The sequence below is a fragment of the Prolixibacter denitrificans genome, assembly GCF_003014495.1.
GTDB lineage: Bacteria > Bacteroidota > Bacteroidia > Bacteroidales > Prolixibacteraceae > Prolixibacter > Prolixibacter denitrificans.
This window is the reverse complement of record NZ_PYGC01000009.1, coordinates 43504-58528: the sequence shown is the minus strand read 5'-3', so window position 1 is coordinate 58528 and position 15025 is coordinate 43504. Positions and strand designations below refer to the sequence as shown.

General features: G+C 44.3%; 12 protein-coding genes. 7 read left to right on the top strand and 5 right to left on the bottom strand.

Annotation, left to right across the window (positions count from 1 at the left end):
- Nucleotides 1-40: 40 nt before the first annotated feature.
- From CLV93_RS15510 to CLV93_RS15495, 4 genes are read right to left on the bottom strand one after another with little or no spacing between them, the layout of a single operon-like run.
- Nucleotides 41-835 (bottom strand): zinc ribbon domain-containing protein, encoded by a 795-nt coding sequence (locus CLV93_RS15510; protein WP_106543128.1) that lies wholly within the window; start codon nt 833-835, stop codon nt 41-43.
- Nucleotides 836-869: 34 nt separating this feature from the next.
- Nucleotides 870-1970 (bottom strand): Nif3-like dinuclear metal center hexameric protein, encoded by a 1101-nt coding sequence (locus tag CLV93_RS15505; protein WP_106543127.1) that lies wholly within the window; start codon nt 1968-1970, stop codon nt 870-872.
- 47 nt (nt 1971-2017) lie between these two features.
- Nucleotides 2018-2353: a MerR family transcriptional regulator gene (locus CLV93_RS15500; protein WP_106543126.1), complete on the bottom strand. Its 336-nt coding sequence runs from the start codon at nt 2351-2353 to the stop codon at nt 2018-2020.
- A 12-nt stretch (nt 2354-2365) separates the two neighbouring features.
- Complete coding sequence (locus CLV93_RS15495) at nt 2366-3163, bottom strand: M23 family metallopeptidase (protein ID WP_281351377.1); 798 nt, start codon at nt 3161-3163, stop codon at nt 2366-2368.
- 353 nt (nt 3164-3516) lie between these two features.
- Between CLV93_RS15495 and alaS the strand changes: the two genes are divergently transcribed.
- The 4 genes from alaS (at nt 3517) to CLV93_RS15475 (ending at nt 11163) form a co-directional block, all read left to right on the top strand.
- A complete protein-coding gene (gene alaS / locus CLV93_RS15490; RefSeq protein WP_106543124.1) occupies nt 3517-6138 on the top strand; it encodes an alanine--tRNA ligase in 2622 nt (873 codons plus the stop codon).
- A 275-nt stretch (nt 6139-6413) separates the two neighbouring features.
- Nucleotides 6414-8204 (top strand): AMP-dependent synthetase/ligase, encoded by a 1791-nt coding sequence (locus CLV93_RS15485; protein ID WP_106543123.1) that lies wholly within the window; start codon nt 6414-6416, stop codon nt 8202-8204.
- A gap of 28 nt (nt 8205-8232) precedes the next feature.
- Nucleotides 8233-10014: an AMP-dependent synthetase/ligase gene (locus tag CLV93_RS15480; RefSeq protein WP_106543122.1), complete on the top strand. Its 1782-nt coding sequence runs from the start codon at nt 8233-8235 to the stop codon at nt 10012-10014.
- Nucleotides 10015-10281: 267 nt separating this feature from the next.
- Entirely contained in the window at nt 10282-11163 is an 882-nt protein-coding gene (locus CLV93_RS15475; RefSeq protein WP_106543121.1) for an SDR family oxidoreductase, read from the top strand.
- A gap of 282 nt (nt 11164-11445) precedes the next feature.
- On the opposite strand, the gene CLV93_RS15470 is transcribed toward CLV93_RS15475, so the two are convergent.
- Nucleotides 11446-12291: a YecA family protein gene (locus tag CLV93_RS15470; RefSeq protein WP_106543120.1), complete on the bottom strand. Its 846-nt coding sequence runs from the start codon at nt 12289-12291 to the stop codon at nt 11446-11448.
- Nucleotides 12292-12799: 508 nt separating this feature from the next.
- Between CLV93_RS15470 and CLV93_RS15465 the strand changes: the two genes are divergently transcribed.
- The 3 genes from CLV93_RS15465 (at nt 12800) to CLV93_RS15455 (ending at nt 14976) form a co-directional block, all read left to right on the top strand.
- Nucleotides 12800-13273 (top strand): hypothetical protein, encoded by a 474-nt coding sequence (locus tag CLV93_RS15465; protein WP_106543119.1) that lies wholly within the window; start codon nt 12800-12802, stop codon nt 13271-13273.
- Between the two features lie 484 nt (nt 13274-13757).
- On the top strand, nt 13758-13901 hold the full coding sequence (locus tag CLV93_RS20285; protein ID WP_153637032.1) for a hypothetical protein: 144 nt from the start codon (nt 13758-13760) through the stop codon (nt 13899-13901).
- A 238-nt stretch (nt 13902-14139) separates the two neighbouring features.
- Nucleotides 14140-14976 carry a hypothetical protein gene (locus CLV93_RS15455; RefSeq protein WP_106543117.1) on the top strand — a complete coding sequence of 279 codons (837 nt, stop codon included), beginning with the start codon at nt 14140-14142 and terminating at the stop codon, nt 14974-14976.
- Nucleotides 14977-15025 lie beyond the last annotated feature (49 nt).

Sequence of the window (15025 nt, the reverse complement as noted above, 5' to 3'; positions counted from 1 at the left end):
TTTCCGGACCGGGTTTTTTATGTTGTAGCAATTGTTTTGCTTACTTGCTCTTGCTTTCTGTCTCTTCAGAAAGAGGTGTCATGATATCCTGGTCAACGAGGATACGACCACAATACTCACAAACGATTACCTTTTTGCGTGAAGCAATATCCAGTTGACGCTGCGGCGGGATTTTATTGAAGCAACCTCCACAGGCATCACGTTGTACGGTTACAACAGCCAGTCCGTTACGCGCATTCTTGCGGATACGTTTGAAAGCTGTCAGCAGACGATCTTCGATATTGGTTTCAATCGCTTCAGATTTATCGATCAGCTTTTGCTCTTCCACTGAAGTTTCAGAAGTAATTTCTTCCAGCTCTTTGCGTTTACGCACTAAATCTTCTTCGTGATCTTTCAGGTCAACCTGAGCTTTGTCGATTTCCTCTTTCTTCACCTTGGCTTCAGCGGTAAACTCTTTGATACGCTTTTCTGCCAGCTCGATTTCCAGCGTCTGAAATTCAATTTCTTTCGACAGCGAATCGTACTCACGGTTATTGCGTACATTATTCTGCTGCTCGGTGTATTTTTCAATCAGCGACTTGCTTTCTTTTATTTCGGCCTTCTTGTTAGTAACCGCAGTATTCAAGCTCTTTACCTCATCGTCGTATTTCTCGATGCGGGTTTTCAAACCGGCGATTTCATCTTCCAAATCCTGCACCTCCAGCGGCAACTCTCCCCGCAATGTGTGGATTTTATCGATTTCGGAAACAACTGTTTGAAGCTCGTAAAGCATTCTCAGCTTCTCTTCTGCAGGAACCTCATTCCCACCAGCCGGCTTGTTGAATTCTGTCGTCATATCCTGTTTGTTATTTATTGTGTTTCTTAAGTATTTACAGGTAATTTACCGGGTTGGTTTTCACCTCCGATAAGCGAATGGCAAAGTTAGGGAAATTTTTGGTAAGTATTTCATAAAAAACCTCTTTAGTAAACTGTTCGCTTTCGTAGTGCCCGATATCGGCAATCACCAGTTTATCTTCGGCATCGAAAAACTGGTGGTATTTGAAATCGCCGGTGATGAAAACATCGGCTCCCGAAGCTTTGGCTTCGTTCAACAGGAAACTGCCTGAACCACCGCAAAGGGCTACTTTTTCAACCGGTTTGTTGAGCAGGCGGGTGTGGCGAACAGCTCCACAGGCAAACGTTTCTTTAACCTTTAGCAGGAAGGTTTTTTCGTCCATCGCTTCCGGAAGACTACCAACCATTCCCATACCGGTTTCGAACCACTCGTTTTCCAACGGATAAAAATCGTACGCCACTTCTTCGTACGGGTGACTTTCCAGAAGCGCCCGCAAAACCTTACTTTTCCGGTAACGGGGAAGAACGGTTTCCACACGGACTTCCTTTTCTGTATGTTGCTTGCCACGCTCGCCGACGAATGGATTGGTGTTTTCGCTTCCGCGGAAAGTGCCCTCTCCCGGAAGGTTAAAGCTGCATTGATCGTAATTGCCAATGTGGCCTGCTCCGGCAGCAAAAATGGCTTCACGTACTTTTTCAGCGTGCTCAACAGGGACGAAAGTTACCAGCTTCAACAGCTGTCCTTTCATTGGTGAGAGGATTTGACAATCCTGTAAGCCCAGTTTTTCACACATCTTGGTGTTTACCCCGCCTGGAACACTGTCGAGATTGGTGTGAGAGGCGTATATGGCCACATCATTTTTGATGGCTTTGATCACACAACGCTCCACATAGTTTTTACCGTTGAACTGCTTCAATCCTTTGAAAACGATGGGGTGGTGGGCGATTATCAGGTTGGCTCCCGTGGAGATAGCTTCGTCAATTACCTCTTCAGTTACATCCAAAGTCAATAAAACGGCGTCTACTTCGTCGTTCGGGTGACCGACAATCAAGCCGGCGTTATCGTACGATTCCTGAAATGAGGGAGGAGCCAGCGCTTCCAGTTTGCTGGTAATGTCACGTATCTTGAGTTTCATGCTCGCGGTTTTTAGGCGGGTAATCAGGATAAAAAAAGAAGAACCTGTTACAGCTCTTCTTTAATCTCCAGTAAAAAGTTCTTTATGTCCTGCAGTTTCTTCACTACTTCGTAAGTATCCTGAGTTCCCTGCCGGTTTTCTTTTATCTTTTTGTGCGCACCTTTGAGTGTCATTCCCCGTTCCTTCACCAGGTGATAAATCAGACCGAGGTGGTCGATATCTTCTTTGGTAAAAAAACGGTTGCCCTTTTTGTTTTTGTGCGGTTTGAGAGAATCGAATTCTTTCTCCCAGAAACGAATGGTTGACGGCCGGAGATCGAACATCTCGGCTACCTCGCCAATCGAGTAATATAGTTTTTCCGCTTTGGGCTGTTTAAATGGCACAGTGTTGTTTTTTTAGTCAAAGCTTTGTCCCATGTTGGACGAAATTTCAATCATCTTTTCATACTCCTGCGGCGACAAATCGAGGAAGTAGTAGTTCTGGGGGTTCACCTTTTTACCATTCTTATGTACTTCGTAGTGAAGGTGTGGTGCTGTTGATGTTCCGGTGCTTCCCACGAAACCAATTACATCCCCCCGCTTCACTTTTTGTCCCGGTTTTACATTGAATGCGCTCAGGTGAGCATACTCCGTTTCGAAGCCGTATCCATGGCTGATCAAGATGTGGTTTCCATAACCAATCTTGGAACGGCGAATCCACTTTACTACACCACTCCCCGTTGCGAATACCTCGGTTCCGGTAGGTGCAGAGAAATCCATTCCGTAGTGAAACTTACGAATTTTATAAATCGGGTGGATGCGGTATCCCCATCCGGATGCGGTGCGTTTTAAATCCTTGTTCGAAACCGGCATGATGGACGGCAGGCTGGCTAACATCTTTTCCTTGTTTAGAGCCATCTTCATCACATCATCGTACGATTTGGACTGAATGTAAATCTGCTTCGTTAAAACGTCCAGCTTGCGAGCCGTCGAGATAACCAAATCAGCATTATCCATACTTTCCAACTGTGAGTAGCGGTTTATTCCACCGAAGCCCGCTTTCCGAACGGATGCCGGAATGGGTTCAGCTTCAAAAATAACCCGGTAAATATTGTCGTCACGATACTGAATATCCTTCAATACCTTACTCATGTTGTCCAGATCCTTGTTCATTAAGGTATATTGCGTGAGCAACCTTTCGTTCTCACGTTTCATCCGGCGAAGTTTGGGGGAATCAAAAAACTGGAGAAAAATCATAGAAATGATAACCGCCAGTACTATACTCGTGGAAAGGTAGCCAAGCAATCTCTTGACAAGAGACTTAACATTTCGTTCAATCTTGTCGTAACTGAGCGTTTCAGGGTTAAATCTGTAGTTGGTTTTACCCATGCTGGTCCTTTATTTTACAATATGTGTTAACAAATTTAACGAAATAATCTAAATTTGCAAGGATCAATAAAACAGACCCTTCAAACGGTTGCAAATCTAAAATTTTTTTCGAGTTTCGCAGGAGAAAACCCGATGAAGCGGGTCAATTTTAACATTTATTCGAATTAAGCTTCTTGATTATGAATTCAAAAGAGATACGTCAAACATTTCTCGACTTTTTTGCATCGAAACAACATCAGATTGTTGCCTCAGCACCGATGGTGGTGAAAAATGATCCAACGCTGATGTTTACCAACGCGGGGATGAACCAGTTCAAGGATATCTTCCTGGGGAATTCGCCGGTAAAATCGCCGAGGATAGCGGATACACAGAAATGTTTGCGTGTTTCGGGTAAGCATAACGACCTGGAAGAAGTGGGACACGATACGTACCACCATACGATGTTTGAGATGTTGGGTAACTGGTCGTTTGGCGATTACTTCAAAAAAGAAGCGGTCAACTGGGCGTGGGAATTGCTCGTTGGCGAATTCAAGATTTCTCCCGAACGTTTGTATGCTACCGTATTTGAAGGCGATGAAACAGATGGCGTTGCAGCTGACGAAGAAGCCCGTGGTTACTGGAAACAGTACTTGGCGGACGATCATATTCTGAACGGAAACAAGAAAGACAACTTCTGGGAAATGGGCGATACCGGACCGTGTGGCCCCTGTTCCGAGGTTCATGTTGACTTGCGTGACGAACACGAACGTGTCAAAAAAGACGGACGTTTGCTGGTCAATAAAGATCATCCGCAGGTGATTGAAATCTGGAACCTGGTGTTCATACAGTATAACCGGAAAGCTTCAGGTAAACTGGAAGAGCTGCCGGCGAAACATGTCGATACCGGAATGGGATTCGAGCGCCTTTGTATGGTATTGCAGGGCAAGCAGTCGAATTACGATACCGACGTTTTCCAACCGATCATTAAAGAGTTGGGCAACCTGGCCGGTGTAAAGTATGGCGACGACGATAAGACGGACATTGCCATGCGTGTGGTGGCCGACCATTTGCGTGCGATTGCTTTCTCCATCACCGATGGACAGCTGCCGTCGAATAATAAAGCGGGTTACGTTATCCGCCGGATTCTTCGCCGTGCGGTGCGTTATGGTTACACCTTCCTGAATTTCCGGAAGCCGTTTATTTTCCAGTTGGTCCCGGTTCTTATTCAGAATATGGGAGAAGCTTTCCCGGAACTGAAGAAGCAAGAGGAGCTGGTGACCAAGGTGATTCACGAAGAGGAGGAATCATTCCTGCGCACGTTGGAAACCGGAATTCGTATGCTGGACAACATCATCGAAGAGACTAAAAAGAACGAATATAAAGTGGTTAGTGGTAAGCTGGCTTTTGAATTGTACGATACGTTTGGTTTCCCGCTCGACCTGACTGAGTTGATTCTCCGTGAAAACGATTTGGTTGTTAACCGGAAGGAATTCAACGAGGCGATGGAAGCCCAGAAGAATCGTTCGCGGAATGCCACTCATCAGGAGACCGGCGACTGGATTCAACTGCAGGCCGACGATGAAGAGGAGTTCATCGGGTACGAGCACCTGGAGGCTAAAGTGAAAATTACCAGGTATCGCAAGGTAAAAGTGAAGAACAAAGAATCGTATCAACTGGTCTTCAACTTCACTCCTTTTTACGCTGAGTCAGGTGGTCAGGTTGGTGATACCGGCTACATCGAAGTAGACGGCAAGAAAATAAGTATTCTGGATACCCAGAAGGAAAATAACCTCATCATTCATTACGCGAAAGAGTTACCGGCCGATCCATCGGCAACGTTTGTCGCGCATGTCGATAGCCGCAAACGGCAGTTGACGGCCAATAACCACTCGGCAACACACTTATTGGACCACGTTCTGAGAGAAGTGCTGGGTGAGCATGTGGAGCAGAAAGGTTCGTTGGTGAATGAAGATTACCTGCGTTTTGACTTTTCGCATTTTCAGAAGGTAACCGATGAAGAGTTGGACGAAATTCAACGTCGGGTAAACCAGATGATTCGCAGGAACCTGAAGCGCGAAGAGTTCCGGGCTGTGCCAATGCAGGAAGCGATGGACATGGGAGCGATTGCGTTGTTTGGTGAAAAATACGGCGACTTGGTTCGTGTGATACGTTTCGGCGATTCAACCGAATTGTGTGGAGGAACGCACGTGGAAGCTACCGGTGAAATCGGTTTGTTTACCATCGTTTCCGAAGGTTCCGTTTCGGCAGGCGTTCGACGGATTGAAGCCATTACGGCTGACCGTGCAGAGCAGATGATGGTACAAAACCACAAAGTGCTGAAAGAGGTTTCGGGTATGCTGAATAATCCGAAGAATCTAAAAGTTTCGGTCGACGAATTCCTGAAACGCAACAACGAACTGACGAAGCAAATCGAGGCTTTCGAGAAGGAAGCGGTTGGTATTATGAAGCGCGATTTGCTGCGTGAAGTGCAAGACATTAATGGTGTGAGCTTTATCGCCCGTCAACTGGAAGTAAACAACTCAGCGATGCTGAAGGATTTGGCTTTCCAGCTGAAAGGAGAAATTGATAATCTGTTCCTGGTACTGGCTGCTGAAATCGATGGTAAGGCGAATCTTCATATCATGATTTCAGATGCTTTGGTGAAAGAACGTGGTTTCAATGCCGGCAAATTAATTCGCGATTTAGCGAAGCATGTGAAAGGCGGCGGTGGTGGACAGCCATTCTACGCAACAGCCGGAGGAAAAGAACCTGCAGGAATTCCAACTGTATTGGAGGAAGCATCCAATTTGGTGAATCAGTAAATAAGATTAGTAAAGATATCAATTGAAAGGCTGCCTGTTATGGGCAGCTTTTTCTGTATGAAGGGGGAAGTTTTAAGAAAAAGAAAATTATTTCAGCCGAAACGGTATCTATCTTATGTCCTTAAATACAGACACTTTTAGTTATTTATATATGTTTTAAATTTGGAGCATGTCGCAAAATCTCATATTTCATACTGAGATAAAACCGCGCAGATGCTATTTTTGTCAGATGCAGAGACCTGCCTTTTGTAAATTGAACTAAACCAGTAAGGATAATGAAAGTGACCAGAACATTTGATCTGCTCGATCGGATGGCCGCCAACTTTGATAAAGAGGTAATCATTGCCGGCAAACAGGATGGAAAGTGGAAGACGTACAGCACCCGGCAATACATCGAAAAAGTAAATCATTTTAGTTATGGCTTGTTGGCTTTGGGAATAAAACCCGGCGACAAAATTGTCACAGTTTCCAATAGTCGTCCCGAATGGAATATCATGGATATGGGGATGGCGCAGGTTGGAGCCGTTCATGTAGCCCTTTATCCTAACCTGACGGAAGAAGAATATACTTACCTGCTTTCCCATTCCGATTGTCGTGCTGTGGTGGTGGGAAACCGTACTATGTACAACCGTCTGAAGAAAGTAGCCGATGCATCTGAAAATGTGGAATTCTTTTTCACGATCGATGATATCGACAGTGAGCGTAGCCTGTCAGAAATATGCGTGTTGGGAGAGAAGCATCAGGACGAATACAAAGAAGAGGTTGAACGAATTAAGAGTGGCATTACCGAAGAAGATTTACTGTCCATTATTTATACTTCAGGAACTACCGGAACCGCGAAAGGCGTTATGCTGGCTCACCGAAGTGTCGTGACGAATGCTGTTGCCACTTCTTCCCGAAATAAGGTTGATGAAAACGATAAAGCCATTAGTTTCCTTCCGCTATGCCACATCTACGAACGCATGATCAATTACCACTACCAGTACAAAGGCGTTAGCATTTATTATGCGCAAAACCTGGGAACGGTAGTAAATGATTTACGCGACGTGCAGGCCGATACGTTCACTACCGTTCCTCGGTTCCTGGAAAAGGTTTACGACAACATCATCGCCAAAGGGAAGGACCTGACTGGTATTAAGAAGTCAATATTTTTCTGGGCGGTAAGACTCGGAGAGAAATTTGACCCTTCGAAGAATTACGGACCTTTTTACCGCTTCAAACTGAAGATGGCCCGCAAACTGATTTTCGACAAATGGCGTGCAGCCCTTGGCGGGAAGATTCGTGTCATTATTACTGGTGGAGCGGCCATGCAGGAACGATTGGGCCGTATTTTCTCTGCAACGGGAATCAGCATTCAGGAAGGTTACGGACTGACCGAAACCGGACCTGTGATTGCTGTTAATGGCTGGGAAAAAGAAGAGAAGATGGTAGGCACTGTTGGACCTGTTCTGGAAGGTGTAGATTGTAGGATTGCTGAAGACGGCGAGATTTTGTGCAAAGGTCCCAATGTGATGTTGGGTTATTACAAAGATCCGGAATATACCGCAGAGGTGGTCGATAAAGATGGTTGGTTCCACACCGGTGATATCGGAACATTGATTGATGGCAAGTTTTTGAAGATTACCGACCGGAAAAAATCGATTTTTAAGCTTTCGGCCGGAAAATATATTGCTCCACAGGTGATTGAGAACAAACTGAAAGCTTCCGGTTTTATCGAACAGGCTTTGGTGGTGGGAATGAACGAGAAGTTCGCTGCTACTTTAATTTCTCCATCCTTTGATTACCTGCATTTCTGGGCAGCGAAGCACAAGATAAACTATCGTGATAACGAAGAGCTGATACAGAATCCGGCGACGATTGACCGGATTCAAAAAGAGGTGACTTTGATAAATCAAACGTTAGCTCCTCACGAGCAAATCAAAAAGATAAAAGTGGTGGCCGATGAGTGGACCCCGGCAACAGGAGAGTTGTCGCAGACGCTGAAAGTGAAGAGGGATGTGTTGATTGAAAAATACCAGGCTGAGCTGGAAGAAATATTCGGTCATCCGCACAACGCCCGCCAATAATTCGATAACGATTTCAGAACTACAATAAATGAGTGCAGTAACACGTACATTCGATCTCCTCGATCACTGTTTGAAAAACTTTCCGCGCGAAGATGCTCTTTGCCGGAAAGAGGGAAACGAATGGAAAAAGTACAGTACAGAAGAATATGCCCGTCATGCTTATTTGATTGCCTACGGTTTAATGGCTTTGGGTCTGAGACGAGGCGACAAGGTAGCCACCGTAAGCAGCAACCGTCCCGAGTGGAGTTTCCTCGACATGGGACTGTCGTTGTCAGGCGGCGTGCATGTTCCCATTTACCCAACGATTAGTGAAGAAGAGTACCGGTATATTCTGGCACATTCCGAGGCCCGTTTCCTGTTTGTCTCCGATGCGAAGATGTATGAAAAATTGAAGCCACTGGCTGATGAGCTGGAGTCAATCGAAGAGATATTCTCGTTTAACGAAGTGGAAGGGGCGCGACACATCAGTGAAATTTATTCGCTGGGCGAAACCAATGAGAGCCATTTTCGAGGAGTAGTTGGCGAGCTGAAAAACAGCATGAGTGAGGATGAAATCGCTACACTCATTTATACTTCCGGTACAACCGGAAAACCAAAAGGTGTGATGCTGTCGCACAAGAATCTGGTGTCCAATTTTAAGGCGCATGCGCAGAATCACGAATTGGGAGATCAACACCGGGTCATTTCATTTTTGCCACTTTGCCATGTGTACGAGCGGTCGATGAACTACCATTTTCAGTACAAGGGAATGGGAGTTTATTACGTCGAAAGCATTGCTCAGATTATGCCGGCGGTGAAAGAGGTGAAGCCTCATCTCTTCAACACGGTGCCTCGTTTGCTGGAGCGTATTTATGACGGGATTATCGGAAAAGGAGAACAACTGACCGGAATCAAACGCAAAATATTTTTCTGGGCACTTGGCCTGACCGAACGATTTGATTATCAAGTGAAGTTTGGCCCGGGATATCGTCTGAAGCTCGCTATTGCCGACAAACTGGTTTTCTCGAAGTGGAGAGCGGCACTTGGTGGAAATGTGCATTACATTGTTTCGGGCGGGGCAGCTTTGCAGGAAAGAATTGCCCGTGTGTTTGGCGCAGCGAAAATCTGCACGCTCGAAGGTTACGGTTTGACGGAAACCTCACCGGTCATCGCGGTAGCGAACCCGGCTACCGGCGAACTGAAAATTGGCACCAATGGTCCGGTTCTTCCCGGTGTTGAGGTGCGGATTGCCGATGACGGAGAAATCCTCGTGAAGGGACCGAATGTGATGCAGGGATATTACAAGGAACCGGAGATGACCCGGGAGGTAATCGACGACGAAGGATGGTTCCACACCGGCGATGTGGGAACATTAGTTGAAGGAAAATACCTGAAAATTACCGATCGAAAGAAGGAAATTTTTAAATTGTCGGGCGGAAAATACATCGCACCCCAGATGATTGAGAATAAATTCAAGGAATCTCTCTTCATCGAGCAGATGATGGTGATTGGTGAAAACCAGAAATTTGCCAGTGCGCTGATTTCACCTAATTTTGATTTTCTGCACGACTGGTGTGCCGAACGGAAGATTCACTTTCATGATAATAAAGAGTTGGTTCGGACACCGGAAGTGATGAATCAATACCGGAAAGTGGTTCGCGAAATCAATAAGGTTTTGGGACAGCACGAGGAAATCAAACGTTTCCGGTTGGTTTGTGAAGCCTGGTCGCCCCAGTCGGGCGAGTTGTCACAAACACTGAAGCTGCGGCGTAAATTCGTGGCGCAGAAGTACAAGAAGTTGATTGACGATATTTACAATAACCCGGTGTAGTAGCCGGTGACTAAATCCAACCTATCATTTATTCTGAAGGGAAGATTCATTATCCGGATCTTCCCTTCTGTATGTGTAAAACTTTTAAAGGCGGTTGGAGTTGAATAGTATAGGAGTGGTAGTTTTCAGAAAAACAGCATCTTTTTTTCTGATTATGTAAAAATCAATCTTTATTAACGATCGGGTTTTACAGCTAATCCATTACTTTTGTCAGGTTAAAGAGAGTTACTTTCATCGTACTTGCTTTACCGAATAATCCAGTATGCAATGGAGAAAATTTTAATAACCGGTGCCACGGGGAATGTAGGGTTGGCAACGCTGAAGTATTTAGGCGAAAAAAATCTGCCCGGAGTAGAATTGCTTGCTGCCGTTCGGGATGAGGAACGTGCACACCATGATATTGGTGCAGGGAATTGCCAGTTTATCCCATTCGAGTTTGACGAACCTTCGACTTATGCAGCTGCACTCGAGGGCGTGACGAAAATTTTGCTGGTCAGGCCACATCAACTTTCTGATGTGTCGAAATATATTTACCCGTTTTTAGATGAAGCGGCCCGTCGCGGGGTGAAGCAAATCGTTTTCTTATCGGTCATTGGGGCTGAGCGGAATAAATTGCTTCCTCATTACAAGATTGAGAACTACCTGCTGAACCTGGGAATCAGCTACACATTTGTGCGGCCCTGCTTCTTTATGCAAAATCTCACGACCATTCACCGGAAGGAGATTCTGGAAAATAACAAGGTGTATATCCCAGCCGGAAATACGCCGGTCAACTACATCGATGTGCGTGACGTGGCTGAAGTGATGGGACGGGTACTTACCGAACCGGGCCACGAAAATATGACGTATGAGATTACCGGCTCGCAAACCATGACTTACTATGAGTTGGTGGGAATTCTGTCTTCGGTTCTCGATAGGGAAATTCGTTATCCCCGCCCCAGCACGCTGATGTTTATGCGGCAGAAAATCAGGGAGAAAAAACCGTTGGCTTTCGTGAAGGTGATGGGATTGTTGTACAGCGGTGCCAGGAACGGTAAGATGAATGTGGTAACCGAGGATTTTAAACGGCTTACCGGTCGCGACCCGATTGATTTCAAAACGTTCGCTAACGCGTATAAGCACAAGTGGATAAAAAAGGAAAAGAAATAAAATCAGATAAATCGAAGCCGGTCAGTGAACCGGCTTTTTTTTGTGCTACAACTTTTCCAAAGTTTCGAACTTTGGAAAAGTTGTTTACAGCATATTTTGTAAATAACTTTAAGACTTCGTGGTATAATTCTCTTCATCCCGGCAGGGATGACATGTTGTTAGCAAGGTGGCGTTGATGTATCCATGGGACTCCGGCCGGAGTCGTATCACGTTTTTCGTTTTGCAGCTCTAACAATATATGACTCCTCCGGAGTCTTTTCGATAAGTCAGCTGCCGGATTTTTTAATTCCCCTGAATCTTCTTCATACAGCAATGTTTGTATTTTTTCCCTGAACCGCAGGGACATAAATCGTTTCGGCCCACATTACTGGTAATGCCGGCCAACATAGGTTTTTCCGTTTCGAAAAGAGGAGCGAGCTGCTGGTAATGGTTTTTCCACTCACCGCGCTGCAGATAGTAACTGTTCGGGTGCTTTTCCCCCTTTTTCAAAACCTCCAGCGCATAAGCTATTTCCACCCGGATGCGGTTTTCTTCGGTTCCCGTCTGCGTGTGCTGTTCGTACTCTTCGTAAAAGGCTTGCAATGCTGGTTCGCATTCAGTCATGCCAGCTTCTGCTGCCTGTACAGCGAGCAATTCCCTCCACTTTGTCTTCTTATCTTTCAGCAAAGCAGAAACTTTCTTAGCATGTGTGTTATCGGCGAAAGCCAGACATTCGTACAGAAAAAGGTACGGCGTTTCGTGTTCTTCCTTTACTTCCTTGGCGATAGCATCCAGGAAGGTATCAATCACTTCCGGGAACTTTTCGGCCAGCAATCCCACCAGGTAAAGTCCCTGCTCATTCAAAATGTCCCAGTCGGGCGCATCGGGTGTAGTGAAGAGTTTGACAACCGCATCGGCCATTTTCCGGGTGGCGTGGGCTTCCGCCAGAATGGCGTACCAAAGCGGCAGATTGGAAAACTGACCATTCTTTTTCAGCATCAACGCTTCGTCGTACGCATGCTCCAGGTGGAAAATGATCTTCTCTTCCAGCTCTTTGCCGGTAGGTTGTCGGTACAGAAAATCCAGTGCATCAAACGGAATTCCGTCTTGTGTTTTATGCAGAATGGCCAGCGCCTCTTGGGTTGTCATATGATATATGGTTTGATGGGGGCAAAGATAAAGGAATAAAAAGAGTTTGCCAGTTTTGCCATTCTTGCAACTCTATATTCTCACCTTATCTCCATTTCATCCCGTCACCTTTTCTCCCGCTCACTAAAAACGACTTCGAACCATACTTTATGTTTCAAAAGAGCCTATGTTGGTTTCTAATTATCGACAAAGTGTTGTCAGACTGTTAAATTGAAAGTTGCAATCCTGCTGGATAACATGTTTATGGTCCAATTTTTTGATGAACGGTTCAAATTCTTCCATGAATGATGCGATCTTTTCCGTAAACGTCACTTTCAATTTTTACTGGTGCCTCAATGTGAGTGCTTTGGGGGCGTGTTGATTTGGCTTTCTGGTTAACATCATTTAATTTAACAAAACAAGCAGATAAAATCGATCAAACTTCGCGGGGAAAGAAAAGTGCTGCACATCGACCGGAAAAACCGGCATGGAAACTCCATGCTCATTTATAACCTCAAACAAACTAATCATGGCACAAAATGATTTGATCAAAGTGGAATTTACACCCGAACAACTGGATGCAATGAAACAGGGACTGCAGCAGGTAACTAACGTGATTGACCCGATTGCTCCCGTATTGTCGAACGACGACCGCCGTAACTATGGCTCGGTTGCCGAGCAAAACAAGCTCCTGATTAATAGCTCGAAAAGCTACATGGAGCAGTTTCCGGATTTGAAACCGGCTTTTGTGGACAAGGCAGAGTTCGACCGCGATTTTGCCGCCCGAAAAGAGATCGAGGCGCTTCTGATTGTGATGTCGGATTTGCAGCGGAAGCTCACCGATATGAAAATCCTCCTCGATCATGACAATTACCAGGATGCCTTGATGTTTTACCGTGGCATTCGTTACATGGCCCGTGAGAGGGTAGCCGGAGCGGTGACCATCTATAACGACCTGAAGCAGTACTTCCCGCGCAGCACGAAAGCCGAAAATGTTGATTAATGCCATATCCCTGACAGGGTTCCGAACCCTGTCAGGGTTTTTCGTTCGTTGAAATCATTACGGGATATAATTGGTTAAAGCCTGAATGAAACGTGCATAAGTAGGCACGATATATCGTGCCCCTACAATGCACCTTTGTTCTGCGCTTCCGCCCTTGTAGGGCCACGACATGTCGTGGCCGGGTATCAAAATCGAATATTACCCCGACGTTCACAACCTGACAGCGTCGAAAGACCTGTCAGCGTTAGGAGAACAGCCCGCTTTAGGTTATTTATCGCAGTGATCCATCATCAGAACCTTTGTATGCTGAAAATCATCACTCCTAATGGTTCTTTTTACATTTCCTTCCGGTGAAATAACCTTTACTATCATTAAATCATCGGAGTTATTGACAGGATTGGCCTTTCGGGATGGTAAAACGAAGGTTCACAACATTGAATTTGAGATTCGAGGCTCAAAAAGAAGGATGCACTTCGATAAAACAATGATTCGAAATTCAAAACAACCGGATAACAGGGCTACCGAAATGGATAAAGTGGGTAGTCAGCCCAATCGAAAGGCAATTCCACCTAATTCATTGGCCGAAAGACTGATTATTTTAGGTTCGGGACCTGATGGATTACGTTAAATACAACAAAAGGAGAAAAAGTTATTCAATATTGGAATAAAGGAAATGCAAGCAGAAAAAAAATAGGATATCGATTTAAAATTTGAACTTGTGTACGTAATGGCAGTATTTGTTATTGTGTATTGCTCTTGTACAGGTAATATCGTTAGTTATAAATTTTGGCTGGTGCTTAATTTATTCTTTTAGAATTGAAGGAATTTTATCCATATTTATTGTGTCTAACTTAAAATATGAAGTAATGTCTGATTATCAATTTTCAATATTCTTTGTGGCTTTTGTCGCGATTATTTTTACAATTTTTATTTCATGGATTGATGGGCGTATTGAAATTAATCAAAAAAGAAGTAATATAGTTTACTATTATGTTTTAGGATTGATATTTTCATTACTGCCAATATATTATATCGTTCACCCATCTTTATATGTTTTCTATTACTCATTAAGAAGTGCACGAGATATTGAACCCAATGATGTCATTGATTTAATAAGTTATGTTGTTTCTTTTTTGGGATATGTTATTATTGGTTATGTTCTTAACAGAAGACGCCATTATATTAAGCATAAAATAGAGGAGGATCAGAAAAAATCTTTGAGATATCTGCTGCTGCCTTTTACCATGATTGGATGGTATCTAATGTCTTATTATGGTGTAAAATTATTTGTAAAGCTGACGATGATTGCGTTTGAAATGCTTCCTGGAGGTATAGCCTTAATGATTATTTTTGGCTTTTTATCTATGCTGGCATTTGTATTTATATATTTTATCGCAGTAGGACTTCCGACTTTGTTAGATAAGTTAATTAGGAGTTTGTATGGCATGAAGTGGTTCTCAGTTATAGCACATTGTTTTATGGGATTTTTGGGAATATATTCCATATTGTCAGAATATGCCCATCATCCTCCTCAAATGATGGATGCGCAGGATAATATGCAGGTTATGTTTTTAAGGTATATGTGGGAAACTGCACCAATAAGAACAATACTTGTAGTTTTGCCGTTTTTGGCGTTGTTAATTTACTTCATGTATATAACAAATATCTATTTATTCATTTTGAAAAAAAATAAAAATCTGTAGCTATTAAATAATGTTTGGTGTACTAAAGTTCGGAGGATGTCGCCTTGAA